General features: G+C 55.4%; 22 protein-coding genes. 19 read left to right on the top strand and 3 right to left on the bottom strand.

Annotation, left to right across the window (positions count from 1 at the left end; translation table 11 throughout):
- The first annotated feature begins 225 nt into the window (after positions 1–225).
- The 5 genes from opgC to CWM57_RS04735 are packed head-to-tail and all read left to right on the top strand — an operon-like array spanning position 226 to position 4,367.
- Positions 226–1,443: an OpgC domain-containing protein gene (gene opgC, locus CWM57_RS04755; RefSeq protein WP_100675696.1), complete on the top strand. Its 1,218-nt coding sequence runs from the start codon at positions 226–228 to the stop codon at positions 1,441–1,443.
- A 10-nt stretch (positions 1,444–1,453) separates the two neighbouring features.
- On the top strand, positions 1,454–2,353 hold the full coding sequence (locus CWM57_RS04750) for a hypothetical protein (RefSeq protein WP_061154854.1): 900 nt from the start codon (positions 1,454–1,456) through the stop codon (positions 2,351–2,353).
- 8 nt (positions 2,354–2,361) lie between these two features.
- Positions 2,362–3,576, top strand: coding sequence for a PP2C family protein-serine/threonine phosphatase (locus tag CWM57_RS04745; protein ID WP_074386070.1), 1,215 nt, complete (start codon positions 2,362–2,364; stop codon positions 3,574–3,576).
- Positions 3,566–3,904, top strand: a complete 339-nt coding sequence (locus tag CWM57_RS04740) for an STAS domain-containing protein (protein WP_074386069.1) — start codon at positions 3,566–3,568, stop codon at positions 3,902–3,904. Before CWM57_RS04745 ends, CWM57_RS04740 begins: the two co-directional genes overlap by 11 nt.
- Positions 3,897–4,367: an ATP-binding protein gene (locus CWM57_RS04735; RefSeq protein ID WP_074386068.1), complete on the top strand. Its 471-nt coding sequence runs from the start codon at positions 3,897–3,899 to the stop codon at positions 4,365–4,367. The genes CWM57_RS04740 and CWM57_RS04735 overlap by 8 nt, the downstream gene beginning before the upstream one ends.
- 52 nt (positions 4,368–4,419) lie before the next feature.
- Here CWM57_RS04735 and CWM57_RS04730 read toward each other — a convergent pair whose 3' ends face one another.
- Complete coding sequence (locus CWM57_RS04730; RefSeq protein ID WP_071839087.1) at positions 4,420–4,608, bottom strand: cold-shock protein; 189 nt, start codon at positions 4,606–4,608, stop codon at positions 4,420–4,422.
- 302 nt (positions 4,609–4,910) lie between these two features.
- Positions 4,911–5,825 carry a LysR family transcriptional regulator gene (locus tag CWM57_RS04725; RefSeq protein ID WP_074386067.1) on the bottom strand — a complete coding sequence of 305 codons (915 nt, stop codon included), beginning with the start codon at positions 5,823–5,825 and terminating at the stop codon, positions 4,911–4,913.
- A 108-nt stretch (positions 5,826–5,933) separates the two neighbouring features.
- Between CWM57_RS04725 and CWM57_RS04720 the strand changes: the two genes are divergently transcribed.
- Positions 5,934–6,695 carry an SDR family NAD(P)-dependent oxidoreductase gene (locus CWM57_RS04720; RefSeq protein ID WP_100675695.1) on the top strand — a complete coding sequence of 254 codons (762 nt, stop codon included), beginning with the start codon at positions 5,934–5,936 and terminating at the stop codon, positions 6,693–6,695.
- Positions 6,696–6,851: 156 nt separating this feature from the next.
- Here the strand turns inward: CWM57_RS04720 and CWM57_RS04715 are convergent, their stop codons facing one another.
- Positions 6,852–7,418, bottom strand: a complete 567-nt coding sequence (locus tag CWM57_RS04715) for a DJ-1/PfpI family protein (protein WP_100675781.1) — start codon at positions 7,416–7,418, stop codon at positions 6,852–6,854.
- A gap of 126 nt (positions 7,419–7,544) precedes the next feature.
- On the opposite strand from CWM57_RS04715, the gene CWM57_RS27150 reads away from it, so the two are divergent.
- The 13 genes from CWM57_RS27150 (at position 7,545) to CWM57_RS04655 (ending at position 23,128) form a co-directional block, all read left to right on the top strand.
- Entirely contained in the window at positions 7,545–7,832 is a 288-nt protein-coding gene (locus CWM57_RS27150) for a hypothetical protein (protein WP_133122267.1), read from the top strand.
- A gap of 160 nt (positions 7,833–7,992) precedes the next feature.
- Positions 7,993–8,484 (top strand): type VI secretion system contractile sheath small subunit, encoded by a 492-nt coding sequence (gene tssB, locus CWM57_RS04710; protein WP_004176434.1) that lies wholly within the window; start codon positions 7,993–7,995, stop codon positions 8,482–8,484.
- Between the two features lie 42 nt (positions 8,485–8,526).
- Positions 8,527–10,071, top strand: a complete 1,545-nt coding sequence (tssC, locus tag CWM57_RS04705; RefSeq protein WP_064159186.1) for a type VI secretion system contractile sheath large subunit — start codon at positions 8,527–8,529, stop codon at positions 10,069–10,071.
- Positions 10,072–10,080: 9 nt separating this feature from the next.
- A complete protein-coding gene (tssK, locus tag CWM57_RS04700; RefSeq protein WP_165784135.1) occupies positions 10,081–11,424 on the top strand; it encodes a type VI secretion system baseplate subunit TssK in 1,344 nt (447 codons plus the stop codon).
- Positions 11,421–12,110, top strand: coding sequence for a type VI secretion system protein TssL, short form (gene tssL / locus CWM57_RS04695; RefSeq protein WP_100675694.1), 690 nt, complete (start codon positions 11,421–11,423; stop codon positions 12,108–12,110). Before tssK ends, tssL begins: the two co-directional genes overlap by 4 nt.
- Positions 12,107–13,813: an OmpA family protein gene (locus CWM57_RS04690; RefSeq protein WP_100675693.1), complete on the top strand. Its 1,707-nt coding sequence runs from the start codon at positions 12,107–12,109 to the stop codon at positions 13,811–13,813. Before tssL ends, CWM57_RS04690 begins: the two co-directional genes overlap by 4 nt.
- Positions 13,814–13,817: 4 nt before the next feature.
- Positions 13,818–14,309 carry a type VI secretion system effector Hcp gene (gene hcp, locus CWM57_RS04685; RefSeq protein WP_002902160.1) on the top strand — a complete coding sequence of 164 codons (492 nt, stop codon included), beginning with the start codon at positions 13,818–13,820 and terminating at the stop codon, positions 14,307–14,309.
- 264 nt (positions 14,310–14,573) lie between these two features.
- A complete protein-coding gene (gene tssH, locus CWM57_RS04680) occupies positions 14,574–17,228 on the top strand; it encodes a type VI secretion system ATPase TssH (RefSeq protein WP_100675692.1) in 2,655 nt (884 codons plus the stop codon).
- Position 17,229: 1 nt separating this feature from the next.
- Positions 17,230–19,920, top strand: a complete 2,691-nt coding sequence (locus tag CWM57_RS04675) for a type VI secretion system Vgr family protein (RefSeq protein ID WP_165784152.1) — start codon at positions 17,230–17,232, stop codon at positions 19,918–19,920.
- Between the two features lie 11 nt (positions 19,921–19,931).
- Complete coding sequence (locus CWM57_RS04670; protein ID WP_226682273.1) at positions 19,932–20,333, top strand: DUF4431 domain-containing protein; 402 nt, start codon at positions 19,932–19,934, stop codon at positions 20,331–20,333.
- Positions 20,334–20,350: 17 nt separating this feature from the next.
- Positions 20,351–22,201, top strand: a complete 1,851-nt coding sequence (locus tag CWM57_RS04665) for a TIGR02594 family protein (RefSeq protein WP_100675690.1) — start codon at positions 20,351–20,353, stop codon at positions 22,199–22,201.
- A 162-nt stretch (positions 22,202–22,363) separates the two neighbouring features.
- Positions 22,364–22,723, top strand: a complete 360-nt coding sequence (locus CWM57_RS04660; RefSeq protein WP_227520635.1) for a maltose transporter permease — start codon at positions 22,364–22,366, stop codon at positions 22,721–22,723.
- A gap of 183 nt (positions 22,724–22,906) precedes the next feature.
- Positions 22,907–23,128 (top strand): hypothetical protein, encoded by a 222-nt coding sequence (locus CWM57_RS04655; protein WP_074386058.1) that lies wholly within the window; start codon positions 22,907–22,909, stop codon positions 23,126–23,128.
- The last annotated feature ends 207 nt before the right edge of the window (positions 23,129–23,335 follow it).

The raw sequence follows: 23,335 nt of genomic DNA, 5'->3' as shown, positions 1-23,335 counted from the left end.
ACTGGGTGCATTCTGCAGGACGCATAAGGGCAGGTAAATAACAGTAAATTGAGTGTAGATGGTGGCGTAAAAATTTCCACAGCGTGAATTGACTGGCGCCTGGATGACTTAACATAGTGTGATGTCTGCAGGCGGAATTTATAAAAGGGGCATTGCAAGATAGCACATTCTACACTATCTAAATAATTTGTAATAAGTGTTGCAGGGTAGACGACAGGATCCCCCATGAGCCAGGCTGCTTCAGCGATTTTGCAAAAAGAAACTGATAAATCAATATCCTGGCGTTATTCCCTGGCCGGTGATCGTGACCTGCGTATCGACTTTATGCGTGGCATTGCCCTCGTTATGATGGTGGTGGCGCATACGGAAGTGATGTCGATATTTAATATTTTCAGCTGGGAACGTTTTGGTTTGACCACCGGCGCCGAGGGCTTTGTGATCCTGTCGGGTTTTATGTTAGGGATGCTAAATCGTGTCAGATTACAAAAGGCAGTATTACTGACGGTGGGCTGGGGACTTTATCTGCGCGCATGGAAAATATACCGGGTTAATATTATTATCATTGTCTCTTTTCTGTTGCTGGGATATTTTCCGTATATTAATGTCTTTGAAGTGACTCATTTTACCGACCGCTTTTCCGGTACCAGCTGGTCGCTCTACCCGCTCACCCCGCAAATAAAAGAAACGTGGTTTAACATTATCCTCTATCTGCAGATTGGCCCGCATCAGACGCAGATCCTCGGTCTCTATATTTTTCTGTTATTGCTCAGCCCGCTGTTTCTGGGAATGCTGCAAAAGGGTCACGTCTATCCATTACTGGGCGTCTCGCTGCTCATCTACGGCTGCTGGCAACGCTGGCCGATACGGGTGACGCTCTGCGAATTTGAATTCGCCTTTCCCCTGCTGGCCTGGCAATTTATCTTTGTGCTGGGGATGTGCTGCGGCTGGTACAAAGCGGAGTTGCTCTCTTTCGCCCGCACACCGCCCGGCAAAGTCGCCGTCGCGGCGCTGGTGTTCATCGCGCTTATCCTTGCGTTTGTCGCCCAGAACCATACCAATCCTTTTATGCCGCCCGCGCTGCTGATGCACGTGATCCCACCGGCGGAGTTTAACGCTTTTTACCATACCTGGGCGGCGAAAAACGGCCTGGGTCCGGTGCGGATCCTGAATGATATCAGTCTGATGGTAACCATTTATCTGCTATTGAGCTGGTGCTGGCGGCCCCTTAACTGGCTGGCAGGCTGGTTCCTGATCCCGCTCGGTCAGCGTTCGCTCTACACCTTTATTTTGCATGTTTACGTCGTGCTCGCCGTAAGCCAGGTGGTCACCTTCGATCTGTGGCGCCAGGACTGGATAGTGAACACCCTGATCCACGCGGCCGCGCTGGGCGTGCTGTGGCTGATGGCGAAATATCATGTCGCCGCACGCTGGATACCTAACTAAGGAAGGGCAAATGCGGGAGAAATATATGCTGGCCTGTGCGCTATGGTGCGCAGTCTCGGGTGCGGAAGGCGCAGACAAAAACGAGACTGAACCACTGCGCGACAAAAATGGTGAACCGGTGCAGGCCGGTGTGTTTACCAGCCGCTGGGGACGACTTTTTTCCGGTAATGATAAGGTTTTCTCTGGCGCGCTGAGCTTCAGTTCGGGCCTGAAAGAGCAGTGGATGACGATTCCCAACAGCTCCGACAGCGCGGAAAAGAAGAAAAAATATAACCAGACATTAAATCTTAGCCTGCAATATTCGCCTTACAGCTTCTGGTTCGCCAACGTGACATCGCGTCTACCGGTAACTGACACCAGCCGCTATACCGCCGATTTTCGCTATAGTTTTGGCTATGACGACTGGCATGCCAACACCGTCAGCCTGGTTTACAGTAACTATGGTGATAACCATTTCTGGACCTCAGGCAGCACGCGTCATACCTATTTTGAACAGGGAGCCATCACTTTGGCATATAAATTTTCCCTGCCGAAGAAAATGGAGAATGCGCTGCTGATCAATAAAGGCGATGCCATCATGTGCCAGGTGGGCTACAGCTGGGTCCCGCGTTATTACGATCTGGAGAGCGACGATATCCGCAAAAACAAAAACGTGCTGCTCGGGGGATGCGGATATACCTTTAAGCAACATTTCTTTATTCGTGCGACGGCGTTCTGGTACCCCGACAGCAGCCAACAGCAGCCGTGGAACGGTGACTACAGCTACAGCTTCGGCTATGCGGGCTATACGCCAGGGTCATTTTCAGTGCAGTACGCCAACTATGCCGGCACCCGCTATCCGGGCCATGACAGTGGCAGCGGCAAGTTTCGTGAAGGCACGGTCAGCCTTATCTGGTTCCTGCCGATTTAGGAGGCGCGATGTCGGTGCAGCACGTCCTGATTGTTGAAGATTCACTGGTTTATCGTCGGCTGTTGAGTCGAATGTTGACGCAGTGGGGTTATATCGTCAGCGAGGCGGAAAACGGCGTCGCTGCGCTGACGATCCTGGAGAACCAGCCCGTCAGCCTGGTGATTAGCGACTGGGAAATGCCGGAGATGAATGGCCTGACGCTGTGCCGGGAAGTGCGCCGCCGCCACTTTGGTCACTATGTTTATCTGATATTGCTCACTGCCCGCGAAAATCCAGGCGATCTGACGCTGGGGTTTGAGGCCGGTGCCGATGATTTTCTCAGTAAGCCGGTGGAGCAGAGTGAACTGCGGGCGCGACTGCACGCCGGGGCGCGGATCCTCTCCCTTGAAGCCGATCTCGCCGCGCGCAATACGCGGCTAAGCGAAGCACTGCATCAGATTGAACAAGATCTGGAGCTGGCGGCCCGCATCCAGCAGTCGGTTCTCCCGGCCCATCAGCTGCGCCATCAGGGCTTCTTCTCCGACTGGATATTCCTGCCGTCGGCCTGGGTGTCGGGGGATATTTTTAATGTTTTCACGCTGGGGGATCATCTCGGATTTTACTGTGTGGATGTCTCCGGCCACGGTGTGGGGGCGGCGATGATGTCGCTCGCCGTCGCCCGTCAGTTTCTGCATGGCAGAGCGGTTGAGCGTTTTCTTTTTACTGCAGACAACCAGCCGGCGTCACCAGCCGAGGTGGTGCAGATCCTGAATGGTCGTTTTTGTAGCGACGAGGCAGAGATCGTCAGCTATTTCACCCTGATCTATGGCGTCATCGACCTGGCAACCGGCGAGGGGAAACTGTGTCAGGCCGGGCATCCCACACCGTTTATCGTCACCGTGGACGGAGATGTGCGCACGGTCGGCAGCGGTGGGGCGCCGGTGGGGTTGATGTCCAATCTCACGTGGTCAGATGTTAGCTTCTCGCTGGCGGCGGGTGAGCGGCTGTGCTTGTTCAGCGACGGTATAACCGAATGTGAAACCCGTAACGGTGAACAGTTTGGCGAAGCGCGCCTGCAGCGCCGTTTGCAGGATGGCGTAACGCTTTCGCTACCCACGCTGCTGGCGCAGTTTGCCGAGCATCTTACTTGCTGGCGCAATGGTGATGACCGGGAGTCGCAGGCAATGGCTGATGATGTTTCACTCTTGATTATTGAACGTACAGGGGACAGTGATGAAAATTGAAACCGAACGGCAGGCCTCGGTGACGATCCTGACGCCGGCCGTGCGTCGGCTGGATGCTTCCGTCGCAGTAGCCTTTAAATCGGCAATCGCCCAGGAGATAGGCGAATCTCGCACCGATCTGATTGTTGATTTCAGCAAAATCGATTTTATCGACAGTAGCGGTCTGGGAACCCTGGTTTCTCTGATGAAGATGATGAACGGCAAAGGTGAGATGATGCTGTGCGCGCTGAATCCTGGCATCCGCAATATGTTCACGCTGACCCGTATGGATCGTATTTTCCGCATTTGCGAGGATCGTACCTCGGCACTTGCGCAGTTAAATGAGTGACGTGCCCGTGAACAACATCATGATGTTTCCTGCCGAACTCACCTCGCTTTCACCGCTGGCGGAGTGGCTTGCCCAGCGAATGGCGCCGCTGCCTGTTGCGGACGAGTGGCGCTTCGCGCTCGATCTCGCTGCCTGTGAAACGGCAACGAATATTATTCGCTATGCGCTGCATGAGGATCGGGAAAGTCGTTTTGGTGTGGAATTTAGGGTCGCGGACCGACGGGTGACGCTGCGCTTTACCGACGCGGGGGAAATCTTTCCCGCCGAGCGCCTGGCGCTGGCGCGTAGCGATGAGCGCTTCGATGTCGACCCGTTAGCGGAAAGTGGTAGAGGATTGCGACTTATTTTGCGCGCGGTGGACTATTTTAACGTTGAAATGAATGCAGGGAAGAATATCACCACCCTGATAAAAGCGTTGCCTGATCCCGGCGTTAATTATTCAACCGACAAAAACCGCGATTGAAAAAAAGACGTTATCCCCAGGCGGATAACGGGCACTCTTTTCCTGCGCATTCTTATTGTTGCGCGTGCGCGGTGGACAACGCACCCAGATGATGAGGGCGGATAGCATCAAATGTCATCATTGCCGATTTGCAGAAAATGCATTTCGCACCAAAGGGATTTTTTTCAGTCACGTCAAACTGGGACGTTCTGTACTGGGAGCCATGGCAGCATGGGCATCTAAAATGGATATGTTCGATCATAATGTAAACCTTGTATGGGTAATGTTCTGTTGAAAAGACAATGGTCGTTTTCAGGGAAATTAACGCGGCTGATTTTAGTTAGTGGTAAGCCGGGTATTGGGTCAGACGGAGGGCTTTATTAACGAGCCAGCAGGGGGCTGACAGAGCCTGTTTACAGAAAAAGCAAAATACTAACGGGACTGCTCAAAGGAAGGTGGTATCAGGGATAACGCCTGGAGATGAGAACTCGTACTCAGATAATAACTTTTCGTCTGGTAAATCGACACAACGATTAACGCACGTGCCGCGAATAATAGCAAATATTATTTTAGCCTTCCGGATGCCTGCTGTGTCAGGGGTGCCTTCATCAGCGCGGTAACCCAGTCGATAAACACCTGAACCCGGGCAGAGAGCTGCCGATTACTGGGATAGAGCAGGGAGAGCGGCAGCGGCGCAGGGCGAAAATCGGCCAGCACCTCAGTTAACGCGCCTGACGCCAGATCGACCTGAACGCGGGAAGAGGGGGCCTGATACAGGCCAAAGCCAAGCCTTGCCGCTTCGGCGCCGACGTCAGCATCGGAGGTCAGCAGCCGACAGGGCAAACTGACCTCCGTCTGCCTGCCATCCAGGGTAAAGCTCAGCGGCAGGGTCCGGTGGGTACGCGTTGAAACAAACCCGATCATCACGTGGCCTGTCAGTCCGTCGATGGTTTCCGGGGTACCATACCGGGCAAGGTAGGCCGGGCTGGCGCAGGTGATCTCCTGCAGCCTGGCGAGCGGCCGGCAAATCATCTCGCTGTCGGGGAGATGGCCGCCGCGAATAACGCAGTCGACCCCTTCGCGAACCAGATCGACGTCGCGTTCGCTTTCGCCGATCTGCAGCGTAATGGCGGGATAGCGGGCGAGAAACTGCGGCAGCGCGGGCAACAGCAGGGTTCGCGCCAGATTGCCCGCCACGTCCACGCGGATCATACCGGCAATGCTCCCCCCGGCGCTGCGGTTAGCCTCCTCAAGGGCCGCCAGAATGGACACGCAGCGCTGATAATACAGCGTGCCCTCTGCCGTGGGCTGCACGTGCCGGGTGGTGCGCTGCAGCAGTCGCGCCCCGAGGCTGGCCTCCAGCGCCTGAATCGCCGCGGTCGCCACCGGCCGGGAAAGACCGAGGTCCGCGGCGGCGGCGCTGAATGAGCCGCGTTCGACGATGCGCACGAACAGGGTCAGGGTATCCAGTTTATCCATGACATTGTTCCAGCTGGCAAAACAATCCTGTCGCGCAACGCGGTCTTATCGTCGGCATGCAGAAGCCTATAATCGCTCATGTTTTCAGCAGAGATAAAAGGGGGAAACATGAACAATAGCGCAAAAATTGCCATGGTGACAGGCGGCAGTCGCGGCCTGGGGCGCGCGACCGTTGAAGCGCTGGCTCAGCGCGGCGTGAACGTGGTATTGACCTACAAAACGCGTCTTGCCGAGGCGAACGAGGTGGTCGCGCGGGTTACAGACTTGGGCGCGCGGGCGATCGCGCTGCCCTTCAGCGCCGGCGACATCGACACCTTTGACGCGTTTGTTAGCGCCTTTCAGGGCGCGCTGGCGGAGCTGGGTGCCGATAAATTTGATTATCTGGTCAATAACGCCGGCAACGCCAGCGGTATGGGTTTTCTTAACGCCACGGAAGCGGAATTCGATGCGCTGTATCGTATCCACGTGAAGGGCGTTTTTTTCCTCAGCCAAAAACTATTGCCGCTGATGGCAGATGGCGGACGGATAGTGAATGTCTCGTCCGGGCTAACCCGTATCGTGATGGCGAACCGGGCGCCCTATGCGATCATGAAGTCCGCGGTGGAAACCCTGACCCGCTATATGGCGTTTGAGCTGGGCAGTCGCGGAATTACGGTGAACTGCGTGGCGCCCGGCGCCATCGCCACCGATTTCAGCGGCGGGGCGGTGCGGGATAACCCGCAGGTCGCCCAGGCTGTCGCCGGGATGACGGCGCTGGGGCGGCCTGGTCTGCCAGAGGATATCGGGCCGATGATCGCCTCGCTGCTATCTGACGATCATCGCTGGGTGAATGCCCAGCGAATTGAAGTTTCCGGGGGAATGCGGATCTAAATCGCGGGATATTGCCCGGTCAATGTCATGCGGAGTTGAGTCAGGTTAAGCTGCTGCGGGAACGGCTGATCAAACACCGCCGTGCCGGTGGGCAGGAGAGCACCAGCGCGGCGATGGACAATTCCCTTCGTCAGAACACGCTTTCTCTACAGGCCGTTATTCCGCCAGCAGAGCGGCGAATTTCGCCAGCCACTGCGGGTGGGCCGGCCACGCGGGGGCGGTAACAAGATTGCCGTCCACATGCGCCTGGTCGATACCAATATCCGCATAGTGCCCACCGCTCAGGCGCACTTCCGGAGCGCAGGCGGGATAGGCGCTGCAGGTGCGGCCCTGCAGAATACCGGCGGCGGCCAGCAGCTGCGGGCCGTGGCAGACGGCGGCGATAGGTTTACGCGCGGCGTCGAATGCCTGTACCAGTTTAATAACCTCCTCGTTCAGGCGCAGATACTCTGGCGCCCGGCCGCCGGGGATCACGAGCGCGTCGTAGTCCTCGGCCTTCACTGCGGCAAAGTCGGCGTTCAGGGTGAAGCGGTGCCCCGGTTTTTCGCTATAGGTCTGGGCGCCGTCAAAGTCATGGATTGCGGTCATGACATAGTCGCCAGCGGCTTTATCCGGGCAGACGGCATCGACCTGGTGGCCAATCATCTGCAGTGCCTGGAAAGGGACCATCGTTTCGTAATCTTCGACATAATCGCCGACCAGCATCAGGATCTTCTTGCTCATCATTTTTACTCGTTGTGGGAGAAAGGTGTCTTAGATATAGCCTGGCGATCCGCAGAATGCGACCCCCTCAGGATGCCGAAGACGGTGGCGTGCGTATCTTGTTATCGGGGTCATGTTTTTCTGGCAATGACAACTTTTTCCGGCATCGCCGCCCTGCGGTCAGTTACCCGGAAAAATATCCTTTTCAGCTACAGACGGCTGTCTGCGGTGGAAAATACCGCGGGTTCCGCAGGCCCTTCCTCGTCACGTCTGGTGCATGCAGATAATAATTTTTACCCGCCAGCAGGAGTTAATTGCGTTGATATCTGGATGATTTTATCCCAGGTGGTGCTTCCGCTATGTTTATTCTTTTATTTTAATTTTGTGCGGGATTTATTACGATTATTATTTGCAGGCTTTGTATTGACTTATTAAATATTCACGTTGAGTGCCGAGGGAAATAAATTCATTCACCTTGTGAGTATATTCAATCAATCTTCTTGTTAAGTTGGTCGATAATCTATTTTTGCTTTATCATCCTCAGGTTTTTTACCGTCAATTCTTCAACAATTATTCCTCAAGGAAAGGAACTACTATGGCTGATACGTTCCAGAATGAAGTCCCCAGAGCGCGCATTAATCTCAAATTATCTCTTCATACCGGCGGCGCGCAAAAGAAGGTCGAACTGCCGCTGAAGCTGCTTACCATTGGCGATTTTAGTCATGGTAAGGAAAACCGGCCCTTATCGGAAAGAGAAAAGATCAACGTCAATAAAAATAACTTTAACAGCGTACTTTCGGAATTTAGCCCGGAGGTGAATCTCTCGGTGCCAAATACGTTGGCCGGCAACGGCGAAGAGGAGAATGTCAGACTGCGTTTTACCGACATCAAAGATTTTGAACCGGAGCAGGTTGCCCGGCAAATTCCGCAACTCCGCGCCATGCTGGCGATGCGTAATTTATTACGCGATCTCAAATCCAATCTGCTTGATAACGCCACTTTCAGAAAAGAGCTTGAGGCAATCCTGAAAGATCCGGCGCTGTCCCAGGAATTACGTGACGAAATGAGTGCACTTGCTCCGAAATAATTTCGAGGCAAGTCTGTTAATGGATTAACCGGGAAAATGCTAATGTCTGTTACCACAGAAAATGCTCCTGTTCAGGGGCAAACCACGCTGCAGGAAAATAGGGCGGGCGAGGGCGTTTACGCCTCGCTGTTTGAGAAAATTAATCTCGCCCCGGCGTCTCGCCTCGGGGATATCAACGACTTTCTGGACGATGCCGCGCTCTCCGAGGCGCCGGCGGCAGAACGTCTCACCGCGGCGATGCAGGTGTTTATGGAGCGCATCCGACAGTCCGGCCAGCGGGTGGAAAAGCTCGACAAAACGCTGATTGATCACCATATCGCCGAACTGGATTTCCAGATAAGCCGCCAGCTGGACGCGGTGATGCACCACCAGGAGTTTCAGCAGGTCGAATCCCTGTGGCGCGGCCTCAAACAGCTGGTGGACAACACCGACTATCGCCAGAACGTCAAAACGGAGATCCTGGACGTCGCCAAAGATGATCTGCGCCAGGACTTTGAGGACGCGCCGGAGCTTATCCAGAGCGGACTCTACTGGCACACCTATACCGCGGAGTATGACACTCCCGGCGGCGAGCCGATCGGCTCGGTGATCTCGGCTTATGAGTTCGATGCCAGCCCGCAGGATGTGGCGCTGCTGCGCAATATCTCCCGCGTCTCTGCTGCCGCCCATATGCCGTTTATCGGCGCCGTCGGTCCGGCCTTTTTCCTGAAAGAGACCATGGAAGAGGTGGCTGCTATTAAGGATATCGGCAACTACTTTGATCGCGCGGAATATATTCGCTGGAAATCATTTCGTGAAACCGACGATGCCCGCTATATCGGCCTGGTGATGCCGCGCGTGCTGGGCCGTCTGCCGTACGGTCCGGATACCGTGCCGGTGCGCAGCTTCAACTATGTCGAGCAGGTGAAGGGCCCGGACCACGAAAAGTATCTGTGGACCAGCGCGGCGTTTTCCTTCGCTTCCAATATGGTGAAGAGCTTTGTCAATAACGGCTGGTGCGTGCAGATCCGCGGTCCGCAGGCCGGTGGTGCGGTGAAAGATCTGCCCATCCACCTGTACGATCTGGGCACCGGCAACCAGGTGAAGATCCCTTCCGAGGTGATGATCCCGGAAACGCGGGAGTTTGAGTTCGCCAGCCTGGGCTTTATTCCGCTGTCGTACTACAAAAATCGCGATTATGCCTGCTTCTTCTCGGCCAACTCCGCGCAGAAACCGGCGCTGTACGATACCGCCGACGCCACCGCCAACAGCCGCATCAACGCGCGTCTGCCTTACATCTTCCTGCTCTCGCGCATCGCGCACTACCTGAAGATGATCCAGCGCGAGAATATCGGCACCACCAAGGACCGGCGACTGCTGGAGCTGGAGCTGAACACCTGGGTGCGGAGCCTGGTGACCGAAATGACCGACCCTGGCGACGAGCTGCAGGCCTCCCATCCGCTGCGCGATGCCAGCGTGGTGGTGGAAGATATTGAGGATAACCCGGGCTTCTTCCGCGTGAAGCTGTACGCGGTGCCGCATTTCCAGGTCGAGGGGATGGACGTCAATCTGTCGCTGGTCAGCCAGATGCCGAAGGCGAAGGCGTAGGTCCGGACGATGATGAAAACGGAACGTCCGTTGTGGGGCCGGGGCATTATGGTGTCGCCCCAGCATTTTCAACAGCAGGCTGCGTATGCAGCCTGGACTGCGGAAATGATTGCCCGGATGGGGCTTAACCACCCCTGGGGAGTGGTTCAGGTTACCTTCGAACCAGAGATGCTCAAACTGGGCCGCCTGCAGGTTCACAGGCTGCAGGTCCGGTTCCAGGATGGCACGATGATTGATACGGACAATGCCGATGCGCTGCCGTCCGCGCTGTCACTGGACAGGGTGGACGGCGAGGCGGTGATCGTGCTGGCGCTGCCCCTGATGCAGGCGAATGGCGGCAACTGTCTGAAGCCGGAGGAGGTGGCCGAAAGGCCGGTGCGTTTCCGGCAGCGCTGGCGCGATGTCCGCAACCAGTTCGGGGATGATACCCGGCAGATTGCCGTCATGCAGCCGGAGCTGACCCTCCGCTTCGCCCATCAGGACAACAGCGATTACCTGACCTGCCCGCTTGTTCGCCTGCAGCGGGACTCGCAGGGGGCCTGGCTTATCGACGAGACCTTTCTCCCGCCGCTGCTGCAGATCCAGGGCAGCCGCTGGCTGGCGGCGCAGCTTGAACAGCTGCTTACTCAGCTTCGGGCTCGTCTGACGCGCCTGATGGCCATGCGTCGCGAGAGCAATGAACGGATGGCTGATTTTGCCGTGGCCGATGTCTCTCTGTTCTGGTTGCTGAATGCGCTGAACAGCGCCGAGCCGGTGCTGGGGTACTTTCTGCGTGACCAACAGAGCCCGCCGGAACGCCTCTATCCGGAGCTGGCGCGCCTGGCTGGCAGCCTGCTGACCTTTTCGCTCACCCATCAGGCGAATGCCGTCCCGATCTATCAACATGACCAGCTGAACACGGTTTTTCCGCCGCTGTTTGATTTACTGAGCGATCTGCTGGAGGCGAGCCTGCCGTCGCGGGTGGTGGCGATTGCGCTGGAGCATGATGCCCGGCTGCACTTCTGGCAGGCGCGTCTGCACGATGCCCGGCTGCGGGAAGGGGCTGATTACTACCTGTCGGTTCGTTCGTCGGTACCGGTCGCCCGGCTGCAGGAGCAGTTTCCGCGACAGTGCAAAGTGGGCAGTCCGGATCATGTCAAAGCCATCGTCAACTCCTCGCGGACAGGGGTGCCCCTGACGCCATTGCGTCATGTGCCGGCGGCGATCCCGCTGCGTCTGGAAAATCAGTATTTCAGCCTCGATGTGTCCCACCCTCTGGCGACGGAAATGCTGCAGAGCGGCACCTGTATGTTTTACGTCCCGGGGATGCTCGGTGAGCCTGAACTTGAACTTTTTGCGGTACTACGAACGTGAATGAGCCTAAACGCGGTAACGCCGCGTCCATTGATATTGATGCGCTGCTGCAGAACACCTGGCTACAGGTTATCAGCCTGCGCCACGGCCCGCAGTTCCGCGATGAGGAAGGGTACACGCTATGGCAGCGCTGTATTGCTGATGTCGAGCGCGTGCAACATGAGCTGAAGGCGAGCGGGCTTGATGACGCCAGCTGTCAGCATATTCTCACCGCCCAGTGCGCGCTGCTCGATGAAGCCGTGAAAGGGCGCGGCGTGGAGGATGAGGCCTGCCTGCAGTGGTATGACATTCCGCTGCAGGGGCACTTCCTCGGCACCATGGATGCCGGTGATACGCTGTGCGATCGGATGCGTGATGTGCTGCGTGAACCGGCGCCCGACCTGGCCGTGGTCACCTGTTTTCAGCGGGTGATGCAGCTGGGTTTTGTTGGCAGCTTTCGCTCCCTCAACGATCCCGAGCGCCTGAAGCTGATCAACGCGCTCAGTGAGCATGTCCCACCTTTTCAGTGCCCGTCAGCCGCTCCCGTACTGGTAGAGAGTCGGGCCGGACTGGGGATAAGCGGCTGGCTGGCCTCCTGGCCGGTACGTATTGGCCTGAGCGTGATGGTGGTACTCGTCCTGTGGTGGGGGCTGAACCACTGGCTCGATCACCTGCTGCTGACGCTGTTACCGGGGGAGGTGAAATGAGCCCCGCGCAGCAGCGTGGGCTGGCGCTGTGGGCCAGTCTGCTGAGTGCGCTGGTGTGCCTGCTATTTTTGCCGGTTCCCCGCTGGGGGGCGTGGCTCATTCTGCTGGTCACGCTGGCCCTGATCATCGGGATCTGGCGCATCGCCAGTCGTCGTTCCGGGCGTAACGTTGCGTCAAGCCTGGACGATCTCCCGGCGGCCGCTTATCGCCAGCCGGTGGTCCTCGTTTGCGGCGATCTGCCGTGTGTCTGGTCGCAAAAGTCTCCGGTGCGGGTCGTCAAACAGGGCTGCTGGATCCGCGTGGAAAAGACGGAGGAGCTGCAGCAGGTCGCGCGTCAGATATTGAGCCAGCGGCCGGAATGGGGGCCTCAGCTGTCGGTGCTGCTCTGCGTCTGCCCGCAGCGGCACGCACAAAGCGATGCGCTGACCAGCGCTCTGCTGGCCCTGCGCTGGCAACTCAGCCAGCTGCGCCAGCAGACGGGGTATGCTGTACCGCTGGCGCTGCAGGGGCAGGTGGGCAGCACGATGAGTCGCGACCTGCTCTGGCAGGCGGCGATGTCGGGTGAAGCGGTGAAAGTCTGGCAGCCCTCCTGCGCCCCCTGTTCCGTACCGGCCTGGGTAAGCGCCGGCGGGGCGGCCGCGCTGGAGCAGCAGGTGCTGATGAACAGCCTGATGGGCTGGTTTGAACAGCACGTCCATGCCGTGTTGACGGAAGAGAATACCGACCTGCCGCCTCTGACCCCAGCGGCCGTGCTGTGGGGCCTCGGGCCCTCGCTGCCTGGCAGTCTGGCGTCGTCGGCCTGGACGACGTGGTTATCCCGACATAGCGGTCTGTCGCGGGTAGCGGGCTGGCAGCCTGGCGAGAGCGACACCGAAGACGCTTCAGCATTGCCGGAATTCATCCTGCCGCAGTTACCGGCGGGACGGGGACTCACGCCACGAGGCAGGGCCTGGCGCGCGGCGCTCGCGATTTTCACCCTTGCGGCTGTCGCCGCGCTGCTCAGCAGTGGCTGGAACAATCGACAGCTGCTGCAGCGCGTGGGCGTCGATATTGCCCGTTATGAGCGGATTGCGATGGATGATTATCGGCCAAAAGCCAGCGCTGTCAGGGTGCTGCGTGAAGATGCCGCGCTGCTGGATAGCTGGGCGCGTAACGGTGTCCCGCTGCGCCTGAGTCTGGGCTTGTATCGCGGGGAGCGGATTCGCCTGCCGCTGCTGGAGGCGATTCGCGGTTACGTGCCGCCGCCACCGCCGCCCAGGCCGGTGCAGCGCGTCGCGCCGAACGTCATCCGCCTTGACAGCATGTCGCTGTTCGATACCGGGAAATGGGTACTGAAGCCCGGTTCGACAAAGCGGCTGGTCAACTCGCTGGTGGACATTAAGGCCAGGCCCGGGTGGCTGATCGTGGTGGCGGGCCACACCGACAGCGTGGGTGAGGAAAAAGCCAACCAGCTGTTGTCGCTGAAACGCGCGGAATCGGTCCGCGACTGGATGCGCGATACCGGCGACGTGCCGGACAGCTGCTTTGCCGTTCAGGGCTATGGCGAAAGCCGACCAATTGCAACAAACGATACGCCGGAAGGCCGTGCGCTGAACCGCCGTGTCGAAATCAGTCTGGTGCCGCAGGTAGACGCCTGCCGGTTACCGGACCAACCCTCTGCGTCATCCCAGGATGATGGCGCTTCACTACACAATGGAGAGTAATTCCATGGCAATTCCTGTTTATCTTTGGCTGAAAGACGACGGCGGCGCGGACATTAAAGGGTCTGTCGACGTTCAGGATCGTGAAGGCAGTATCGAAGTGGTGGCCCAGGAGCACAACCTGTACATCCCGACCGATAACAACACCGGCAAACTGACCGGCACGCGTATCCATACGCCGTTCCTGTTCACCAAGGAGATCGACTCCTCCAGCCCCTACCTGTACAAGGCAGTGACCACCGGCCAGACCCTGAAATCCGCTGAGTTCAAGTGGTACAGAATCAACGATGCCGGCCAGGAAGTGGAGTATTTCAATACCAAACTTGAGAACGTCAAGGTGGTGAAAGTGAATCCCCTGATGCACGACATCAAAAACCCCGCCTACGAGAAGCACAACCATCTGGAACAGATTGAGCTGCGCTACGAGAAGATCACCTGGACCTATAAAGACGGCAACATCATTCACTCCGATAGCTGGAACGAACGCGCCACCGCGTAATTGCCCGTCATATTTCGCGCCGCTGGCGCGCAGGCGACGTTCGCTCATCCCGGCCGCATCGTTATCTCTGCGGCCGGGGATTTTTGCGGGCGATCGCCTGATGCGGGCAGCGTTTCTCTGCCCGCCGTTTTTTGCTGAGTGCCTGAGATGCGGGTTCTCAGCAAAGAAAAACACAATCTGTCTGCCTGACCTTGTGCGCTTTGGGTTCCTGTTCGGGAACAGCGACGGGCGGTAGCGTGTCCGGAACCAATAAGAGAGGATCTCATGGAAAATCCAGCCAGCCTGTTACGCCGTCTTAATCCCAGCTGTGCCCGCGCGATGGAAGGCGCCGCCTCCCTGTGCCAGACCCGGGCGCATGCCGAGATCCTGCCCGAGCACTGGCTGCTCAAGCTGCTGGAACAGGGGGAAGGCGATCTGACGGTGCTGGCGCGGCGCTATGAATGGGATATGGATGCGCTGTGGCAGGATCTGCTGAACTGGCTGGATAAACAGCCGCGCTCGGTACGTCATCGTCCCCAGCTCTCTGATCCTATCCTGAGGCTGATGCAGGAGGCCTGGCTGATTGCCTCTCTCAGCGGCGAAGCGCAGATCCGCAGTGTTCACCTGCTGATGGCGCTGATTGAAAAACAGAATCTGATCCAGTGCGATGGCCTGTGGCCGCTGTTAACGCTGGGCCAGAGCCAGCTGGATCGCCTGCGCCCCTTGCTGGATGCCCAGTCCGACGAACGTCCGCCAGCGCAGCAGGAAGCGGCACTGGCGCAGCGCCATGGCGGGGATGTTGAATTTGTGGGGCGTCCTGCGGGCAGCGAACTGAATGCGGATGGGCTCAACCCGGCGCTGCAGAATGCGCTGGACAAATTCACGCTCGACGTCACCGCCAAAGCCAGAGACGGCCAGATTGACCCGGTGTTCGGACGTGACACGGAAATCCGCCAGATGGTGGACATTCTCTCCCGTCGTCGTAAAAACAACCCGATCCTCGTCGGTGAGCCGGGCGTGGGCAAGACCGCGCTGGTGGAAGGCCTGGCGCTGCGTATTGCCGAAGGCAACGTCCCCGACGCGCTGAAGCCGGTGTCGGTGCGCACCCTCGACCTCGGTCTGCTGCAGGCCGGCGCCGGGGTCAAAGGCGAGTTTGAGCAGCGGCTGAAAAATATCATTGAGGCGGTACAGCAGTCGCCTTCGCCGGTGCTGCTGTTTATCGACGAGGCGCACACGATCATCGGCGCGGGTAATCAGGCGGGCGGCGCGGATGCCGCCAACCTGCTGAAACCGGCGCTGGCCCGGGGCGAACTGCGGACCATCGCCGCCACCACCTGGAGTGAATACAAGCAGTACTTCGAGCGCGACGCCGCGCTGGAGCGCCGCTTTCAGATGGTCAAGGTGGATGAGCCGGACGACGACACCGCCTGCCTGATGCTGCGCGGCCTGAAGTCCCGCTATGCCGACCACCACGGCGTGCATATCACGGATGATGCGGTGCGCGCCGCCGTGACGCTGTCTCGACGTTATCTCACCGGCCGCCAGCTGCCGGACAAGGCAGTGGATTTACTCGACACCGCTTCCGCCCGCCTGCGTATGAGTCTCGATACCGTGCCTGAGCCGTTGACCCGCATGAAGGCGCAGCTCACCGCGCTGGCAATGGAGAAACAGGCGCTGCTGGAAGATATTGCGCTGGGCAACAGCGCCCACGGCGAACGGCTGGCGGCCATTGAGCAGGAGGAGATCCGCCTTATTCTGGCGCTGGATACCCTCGAAACCCAGTATGGTCAGGAGCTGCAGTTGACGGAGGCGCTGCTCGTCTGTCGCCGCGATATCTCCCGCCAGGCGGAAATCAGCGAACTACAAAGCGCGCTTATTGCTGTCCAGCAGGGCAATCCGCTGCTCGGGCTGGACGTCGACGTCCGCACCGTGGCGACGGTGATTGCCGACTGGACCGGCGTGCCGCTCTCCTCGCTAATGAAAGATGAGCAGACGGAGCTGCTGAGCCTGGAAGAGAGCCTCGGCAAACGGGTGGTTGGCCAGGAGGCGGCCCTGAGCGCCATTGCCCGGCGCCTGCGCGCCGCAAAAACCGGCCTGACGCCGGAGAACGGTCCGCAGGGGGTGTTCCTGCTGGTCGGGCCGAGCGGCACCGGCAAAACGGAAACGGCGCTCGCCCTGGCCGATGCGCTGTTCGGCGGTGAGAAAGCGCTGATCACCATCAATCTCTCCGAGTACCAGGAGTCGCACACCGTCAGCCAGCTGAAGGGTTCTCCGCCGGGCTACGTCGGCTACGGCCAGGGCGGGATCCTGACCGAGGCGGTGCGCAAACGCCCCTACAGCGTGGTGCTGCTCGATGAGGTGGAGAAGGCCCATCGCGATGTGATGAACCTGTTCTATCAGGTCTTCGACCGGGGGGGGATGCGCGACGGCGAGGGGCGTGAAATTGACTTTCGCAACACCGTGATCCTGATGACCGCCAACCTCGGTAGCGACCTCCTGATGCAGTTGCTGGATGAACAGCCGGAGGCCAGCGAATCAGACCTGCACGAGCTGCTGCGCCCGGTGCTGCGCGGCCACTTCCAGCCGGCGCTGCTGGCCCGCTTCCAGACGGTGATTTACCGTCCGCTGCCGGCGGCAGCGCTGCGCGCCATTGTCGGGATGAAGCTCGGGCAGGTGAGCCAGCGTCTGGCTTGCCATTACGGAATCACCACCACCCTCAGCGAGAGCCTGTTCGACGCGCTGACCGAGGCCTGCCTGCTGCCGGACACCGGCGCCCGCAACGTCGACAGCCTGCTGAATCAGCAGATCCTGCCGGCGCTGAGTCAGCAGCTATTGAGCCATATGGCGGCGGGGCAGAAACCGCGCCAGGTGACGCTGGGGTATCACGAAGAGGAAGGCGTCGTGATGGCGTTTGACGAGGGGGCAATCGCCGATGAGTAGCGTGAAATCGTTGTTGTTCAGCCACAACCACCACCTGCTTTCGGTGAAAGGATGTGAAGCCGGGCTTGATGTGCTGGCGTTTGAGGGCGATGAAGCCCTGAGCCAGCCGTTCCGCTACCGTATCGAATTCACCAGCGCAAACCATGCCATCAGCAAAGAGATGATGCTGATGAAGGCAGCCTCCCTGACGATGCAGGCGCCGGTGGCTCAGGGCTTCGGCATCCATGTTCAGCAACCCGTGCGGGTGATCCAGGGCGTGGTGACGGGGTTTGAACGGCTCAGTACCTCCAGGGATGAAACGCACTACGCGCTGACGCTTCAGCCGCGCCTGGCGCTGCTTAACCGCTCGCACCAGAACGCCATTTACCAGGACCAGTCCGTTCCGCAGATTGTGGAAAAAATCCTCCGCGAGCGCCACGGCCTGCGCGGTCAGGATTTTCTGTTCTCACTGACAAAAACGTATCCGCGACGCGAGCAGGTGATGCAGTACGGCGAGGATGACCTGCGCTTTATCACCCGGCTGTTGGGTGAGGTGGGGATCTGGTTTCGCTTTAGCGCCGACACGCGGCTGCACATCGACGTCGCTGAGTTCTGCGACAGTCAGCAGGGCTATGAGAAGGGACTGACGCTGCCTTCGGTCCCGCCGTCCGGGCAGCAGTCGGCCGGGGTGGACGCGGTGTGGGAGATGGCATGCCGCCACCGCGTCGTGGAGCAGCAGGTCAGTACCCGCGACTACAACTACCGCGAGGCGACGGCGGACATGAACGCGCAGGTGGATGTCACCCGCGGGGAGACCACCACCTTCGGGGAGGCTTACCACTGGGGAGATAACTACCTGACCGCGGGGAATGTCCATGACCGCCATCCGGCGCCGGAGTCCGGGGCGTTTTACGCCCGCCTTCGTCATGAGCGTTATCTTAACGGCCAGACCCGGATGCAGGCCACCACCAGCTGCCCGACGCTCTGCCCGGGTCAGGTGCTGAAGGTCACCGGCGGAGAGGAGGTGGCCGGGGAGTTTGCTGATGGCGTGCTCGTCACGGCGATGCACAGCCACGCCCGGCGCGATGCCGACTTTGCAGTGGAGTTTGCCGGCATACCGGACAGCCCGGACGTCGGTTACCGGCCTGAGCCCGGTGCGCGTCCGGTGATGGCCGGGACGCTGCCGGCCCGCGTGACCAGCACCCGGGAAAACGACACCTACGGGCATATCGACAAACACGGGCGCTACCGGGTGAATATGCTGTTTGACCGGGCGCGCTGGGAAACCGGGTTCGAGAGTCTGTGGGTCCGCCAGTCGCGGCCGTATGCCGGAGACACTTACGGCCTGCACCTGCCGCTGCTGGCGGGGACGGAGGTGGCGATTGGCTTTGAGGATGGTAACCCCGACCGGCCGTATATCGCGGGGGTGGTGCACGACTCGGCACACGGCGACCACGTCACCATCCGCAATGACAAACGTAACGTCCTGCGCACCCCGGCCAACAACAAAATCCGCCTCGACGACGAGCGCGGGAAAGAGCATATCAAGGTGTCGACGGAGTACGGCGGCAAGAGCCAGCTCAATCTCGGCCATCTCGTGGATGCTGAAAAGCAGCAGCGCGGGGACGGTTTTGAGCTGAGAACCGACAGCCGGGGCGCCATCCGGGCACAGAAAGGGATATTTATCAGCGCGGACGGACAGGCTCAGGCCCGGGGGCAAGTGCTGGCGATGGAGCCGGCGGTCAGCAATCTGGCTGAAGCCCGGGAGCAGATGATGTCCATCTCCGGTGACGCGCAGAAGGCGACCGCGAACCCGGCCGATCTCCAGGCGCAAATTACCCTGCTGGAGCAGCAGCTGACGGACCTCAAAAAATCGGTGCTGCTGTTCAGCGCGCCGGAGGGGATAGCGCTGACCAGCGGGGAGCATCTGCAGGTCTCAGCCGGGCATAACCTGATTGCCACGGCCGGAAAGAATGCGGATGTCAGCGTGGTGAAAAACCTGTTCATCGGGGTGGGCAGTGCGCTGAGCGTGTTTGTGCGAAAGCTTGGGATCAGGCTGATAGCGAATCAGGGACCGGTGCAGATGCAGGCGCAGAATGACCTGATGGCGCTGCTTGCCCGGAAGGAAATCAGCATTGTCAGCACGGAGGATGAAATCAAAATCATCGCGAAGAAGAAGCTGACCTTGAATGGTGGAGGGAGCTATATCAGACTTGATGCAAATGCGATTGAATCTGCTACTGCAGGCGAATATCGCACGAAAGCAGGATATTACGGGCGTCAGGAAAGCGCTTCTGAAAAAGTCAAAATGCCTGTATTTCCTGTAATGGAGCCTGGAGAGCACAGTTTACGTTTTGCTTTTCCAGGTGCGGATAGTGTCAGCCAAAGTATGAACTGGCTGATAAATCAGCCGTACAGTATTACTGATAGCGCTGGAAAAATTCTGTCTACCGGAACAGTAGACAGTTCAGGTCGTTTCCCCAAAATAGTACTTCCTGAAAGCGATACATTAAATTTAATCATTGGCCGAGAAACTTGGAGTAAAGAGGATCATTCTGTCTCATCAACTGAAGACGACAGTATGGAGGATTTTGAGGATGAAGCACCTGATGCCGATCTTTATTTAAGTGAAGTGGGTTTTGAAGATGATAGAACATCAGCATTGACTGAATCAATGATTTCAACTTTATTAAGTTTAACAAAGGATAGTTGATAGTGTTAAGTATGCTTATGAAACTTACGTTGAGTCTGGCTATCTTATTTTATAACTTCGGTGTATATGCTGCATGCCTGAAAGAGGGGGATAAGATTGTACTCACAGGAATAATGAAAGAAGAAATATTTTACGGCCCCCCAAATTGGGGGGAAGATAGGGCGCATGACGAAAAATTACTCTACTGGATCCTGCATATAAATAGTCCGCTAAAGTGCGTGGTTGATGCTAATACTGAGCAAAAAGGTTGGGATAGCAATATTCAGCTCATTGTTAGTGGTGACGATTATAAAACTAAACGCAATCTACTTAATCACCATGTCATTGTAGATGGAAAAGTTATGCTTGCTGTCACAGGCTATCATATGACTTCCGTCTTATTAAACGACACCAGCTTTCAGCCAACAGAATAAAATAAAAAGGATGATGTATGAGATTTATAAAAGCGACATACCATCTTGAAACCAAGACGGTTGAGTACGAAGCTGGTGATGGGACTCGTTTGCTAAAAACTGCAGGGACATTAAACTGGAGATTTAACAACCCCGGAAATATTATGGCATTGCCTGATGCAAGTAAGCAAAAAGGGCGAATAGGTGTCGGTACTGTATATAATCCGAAAGAAAATACATTTGCGATTTTTTCCAGCATTGAAGCTGGGGAGCGTGAAAAATGTGCATTATTGAGGCGAAAATATCAAAATGACACCATATCTGAGATGATGTCGCAGTATGCTCCTGAAACCGCAGGCAATGATCCCGTTGCTTATGCTAACTTTATAAGTTCAGAGAGTGGCGTTGCAAAAGATAAAAAAATATCTGACTTGGATGATAAAGAATTCGGCAAAGTTGTGGATGCGATCAGTAAAAAAGAAGGGGGCCTGAAGGCTGGTACTGAAAAATGGGTGTATGTGACAAACTTGACGGTTTCAGACGGCTCTCGCCCAGTTGCTAATGTGCCATTTAAGGTAACACTAGAAAGTACTAGCTACGAGTGGAAAACAGACGCTTACGGCAAGCTCAAGACAATTATTCATACGAAACAAGGAATGGTTATTGTCGTCAAATATACTAATTCTGCTGGAAAAGAGGATGTTGTTTATTCAGCAGTTGCTGGGGATGAAACGAAGAATATACTGCTCACGCGAAATTTTTCTCAATTCTCTGCAAAAACACTTGCCGAGACTCCCAAAGTGCCACGTGAGAAGAGCGCTCTGAAACCGATAGAGTATATAGTCATGCCAGGAGATTCTCTATCAAAAATTGCCAAACGTTATAAGACAAGTGCTGATGAAATTGCCAAAAACAATAATATAAAAGATGTGAGTAAGATCTTCCCTGGTCAACACTTGATGATTTATGGTGCCAAAACTAATAGCCCCTTAATCTATATCGTTGTACCTGGTGACACGCTGGCGAAGATCGCAGAAAAAAATGGTGCGAATGTTGACGATATTGCGCGTCAGAATAATATATCAGACCCTAATAAAATATATCCGGGGCAATCAATTTCTATAAGAAAAAATGGTAGCAATACTGCGGTCGAGTCCGATAACTCAGCAGTTAATCCTCCAACCTCAAAAACAGTGAGTAAAAAACAACTACAAAACAAAGAAGTAAATTCCAATAAAAAAACGTTGGAATCAGTCGGAGGAAAAAATTCCGGTAATCCGATTGCGTTACTTCCTCATGATCAGCGAGAGGCTCCGTGGATGGCGGTTGCATTCGAGGAGGGAGAGACTCGATGGAAATGGGGGCGTGTAAAGGAAGGCGATGGCGGAATAAACTACCATAAGAAGACAGGCATTAATATGTCATCCATGGTTGGTGACTCTAATCCGTGGTGTGCTTCTTTTGTAAATTATTGCCTTAAAGAATCTGGATATTCAACATCTGGTAGCGCCAGTTCTCAATCTTTCTCGAAAAATAAAAGTTTTATAAAAGTGTCTCAACCTATATACGGTGCAATAGTCGTTTTACGGAAAAAAGGATCTTGGAAAGGGCACGTTGCTTTTATATACTGTCTTTTTGAGGATGGAGAAATAGGTGTGCTTGGCGGAAATCAGGGAGATAGTGTAACAATAAACCCATTATATCAAGTTTATATCAATGGACGGTTACATTATGAGTTGATAGGGTTCTATGTACCTGATTCATATTATTCTTATGCACAAAAAATAATAAATTCTGGCTCGATAGAAGCAGCGATTTCTAATATTGCAGAGTTGCGTGAAAGCCTTGGAGCCAATCTACTCTCGAACGAGGATGGAAGAACAAGGTGATAAATAAAAATTTAATACTGGAGGTGATGTGAAGTATTATTATGTTTTAGCATTGTTACTTGGTTACAGCTCCTGTGTACTGGCAGAAGAGTGTATGGATAACTCAAATATAGATTCTCTAAGAGAGGTTTTTAAAAAAACAATAAGAAGTTGTTGATTGAAATGTCTTCAAAAGAAGTGAGGCATTATGTTGAAAGTGATTTACTTATCAAAAATAAATACAGTACACTTGTCAATGTATCTGAGGTTTACTATGGCTGGGGAGTGGACAAAAAATCAAAGTATCCTGTTAACACATCGGCAGTTTTCCCAAATGAAAAAGTGTGTGTATGGAATGTATCTTTTGCACTACCAGAGTCTATTAGAAAAAAATGTGATGATGATGGTGCTTATGGGTATTTTATTGAATTTAAGAAAGTTAATGGGAAAACAGTCCTATATAACTTTACCTCTTTGTTTGATTCTCTTCCCGACGGAACTTTAGCTTGCAAAGCTGCCAATAAATTTATGCTGCAAAAATAGCTTGTGAGTATTGAAGTAAGCATCTCGCTATAAATTAAGGGTGTTGTTGATGAATCATTATTCGGCGTTCTTGCTGCTTTTTAGGTTGTGTTGCATATTATTTTGTAGCCAATAAATTCTACTTTTACTAAAAATCTAATCTTTTCTACAAAGTGGGAAGGTAATTCTGGTAAGCATTTACTGGTGATGAAAAAGGAAATCAACCAGAATAATACTGCAGAGCATTTATCTGTAAAACAGGTGACAAAGGGTAAGGATGATTGCATTTCAAATGATTATATTATTGACTATGAAATGGATATTAATGTGAATGGGGTAAAAGAATCAATTGAAATAAACAGTAGCTTTACTAATGACGAAGGCACTGTTTTATTTGCTTATAAATTGGATGTATTGATGGGATAGACCCAGTTACTGTCAAGTATTTCGCGTATAAAATGGATTGAAATATGCACTACGAGGGGAAGAGAATATCATAGTTGAAAATGGTAGGTGTGGTGGAGAAAACCCTCCGATTCCAGATTATAGTTAAAAAAGACAAGTCTCTGTTAAATTACATGCTGAAAAAAATGGAAGGCCGTTTCAACGACAAAAGTAAACTAGCACGTTGAT

It is taken from the genome of Klebsiella sp. G-Nf4, from assembly GCF_002810615.1.
GTDB classification, from domain to species: Bacteria; Pseudomonadota; Gammaproteobacteria; order Enterobacterales; family Enterobacteriaceae; genus Klebsiella; species Klebsiella variicola.
Note: the sequence above shows the minus strand (reverse complement) of the source record. Positions and strands in the feature narration are given on the sequence as shown.

What these genes read in the sequence shown, in the direction of transcription:
- opgC (WP_100675696.1), top strand. Translation starts at nt 226, where the DNA reads ATGAGCCAGGCTGCTTCAGCGATTTTGCAAAAAGAAACTGATAAATCA.
- CWM57_RS04750 (WP_061154854.1), top strand. Translation starts at nt 1,454, where the DNA reads ATGCGGGAGAAATATATGCTGGCCTGTGCGCTATGGTGCGCAGTCTCG.
- CWM57_RS04745 (WP_074386070.1), top strand. Translation starts at nt 2,362, where the DNA reads ATGTCGGTGCAGCACGTCCTGATTGTTGAAGATTCACTGGTTTATCGT.
- CWM57_RS04740 (WP_074386069.1), top strand. Translation starts at nt 3,566, where the DNA reads ATGAAAATTGAAACCGAACGGCAGGCCTCGGTGACGATCCTGACGCCG.
- CWM57_RS04735 (WP_074386068.1), top strand. Translation starts at nt 3,897, where the DNA reads ATGAGTGACGTGCCCGTGAACAACATCATGATGTTTCCTGCCGAACTC.
- CWM57_RS04730 (WP_071839087.1), bottom strand. Translation starts at nt 4,608, where the DNA reads ATGATCGAACATATCCATTTTAGATGCCCATGCTGCCATGGCTCCCAG.
- CWM57_RS04725 (WP_074386067.1), bottom strand. Translation starts at nt 5,825, where the DNA reads ATGGATAAACTGGATACCCTGACCCTGTTCGTGCGCATCGTCGAACGC.
- CWM57_RS04720 (WP_100675695.1), top strand. Translation starts at nt 5,934, where the DNA reads ATGAACAATAGCGCAAAAATTGCCATGGTGACAGGCGGCAGTCGCGGC.
- CWM57_RS04715 (WP_100675781.1), bottom strand. Translation starts at nt 7,418, where the DNA reads ATGAGCAAGAAGATCCTGATGCTGGTCGGCGATTATGTCGAAGATTAC.
- CWM57_RS27150 (WP_133122267.1), top strand. Translation starts at nt 7,545, where the DNA reads ATGACAACTTTTTCCGGCATCGCCGCCCTGCGGTCAGTTACCCGGAAA.
- tssB (WP_004176434.1), top strand. Translation starts at nt 7,993, where the DNA reads ATGGCTGATACGTTCCAGAATGAAGTCCCCAGAGCGCGCATTAATCTC.
- tssC (WP_064159186.1), top strand. Translation starts at nt 8,527, where the DNA reads ATGTCTGTTACCACAGAAAATGCTCCTGTTCAGGGGCAAACCACGCTG.
- tssK (WP_165784135.1), top strand. Translation starts at nt 10,081, where the DNA reads ATGATGAAAACGGAACGTCCGTTGTGGGGCCGGGGCATTATGGTGTCG.
- CWM57_RS04690 (WP_100675693.1), top strand. Translation starts at nt 12,107, where the DNA reads ATGAGCCCCGCGCAGCAGCGTGGGCTGGCGCTGTGGGCCAGTCTGCTG.
- hcp (WP_002902160.1), top strand. Translation starts at nt 13,818, where the DNA reads ATGGCAATTCCTGTTTATCTTTGGCTGAAAGACGACGGCGGCGCGGAC.
- tssH (WP_100675692.1), top strand. Translation starts at nt 14,574, where the DNA reads ATGGAAAATCCAGCCAGCCTGTTACGCCGTCTTAATCCCAGCTGTGCC.
- CWM57_RS04670 (WP_226682273.1), top strand. Translation starts at nt 19,932, where the DNA reads ATGCTTATGAAACTTACGTTGAGTCTGGCTATCTTATTTTATAACTTC.
- CWM57_RS04665 (WP_100675690.1), top strand. Translation starts at nt 20,351, where the DNA reads ATGAGATTTATAAAAGCGACATACCATCTTGAAACCAAGACGGTTGAG.
- CWM57_RS04660 (WP_227520635.1), top strand. Translation starts at nt 22,364, where the DNA reads ATGTCTTCAAAAGAAGTGAGGCATTATGTTGAAAGTGATTTACTTATC.